3 tRNA genes are annotated in these 332 nt (G+C 54.2%); all 3 read left to right on the forward strand.

Features of this window, described 5'->3' with window-relative positions:
• Positions 1-71, forward strand: a tRNA-Asp gene (locus ACTJJD_RS19350).
• Positions 72-90: 19 nt separating this feature from the next.
• Positions 91-166, forward strand: a tRNA-Phe gene (locus tag ACTJJD_RS19355).
• A 6-nt stretch (positions 167-172) separates the two neighbouring features.
• Positions 173-245: transfer RNA gene (locus ACTJJD_RS19360), tRNA-Thr, on the forward strand.
• Positions 246-332 lie beyond the last annotated feature (87 nt).

Below are 332 nucleotides of genomic sequence, written 5' to 3' on the forward strand. Positions count from 1 at the left end.
GTAGTTCAGTTGGTTAGAATGCCTGCCTGTCACGCAGGAGGTCGCGGGTTCGAGTCCCGTCCGGACCGCCATTTTTTAAAAAGAATACTTGGCTCGGTAGCTCAGTTGGTAGAGCAACGGACTGAAAATCCGTGTGTCGGCGGTTCGATTCCGTCCCGAGCCACCACTATTTGCCGGTGTAGCTCAATTGGTAGAGCAACTGACTTGTAATCAGTAGGTTGGGGGTTCAAGTCCTCTTGCCGGCACTGTTTTTCAAATGTGGAGGGGTAGCGAAGTGGCTAAACGCGGCGGACTGTAAATCCGCTCCCTCCGGGTTCGGCGGTTCGAATCCG

It is taken from the genome of Bacillus sp. 22446 (genome assembly GCF_052044955.1).
Classification (GTDB): Bacteria; Bacillota; Bacilli; order Bacillales; family Bacillaceae; genus Bacillus; species Bacillus altitudinis.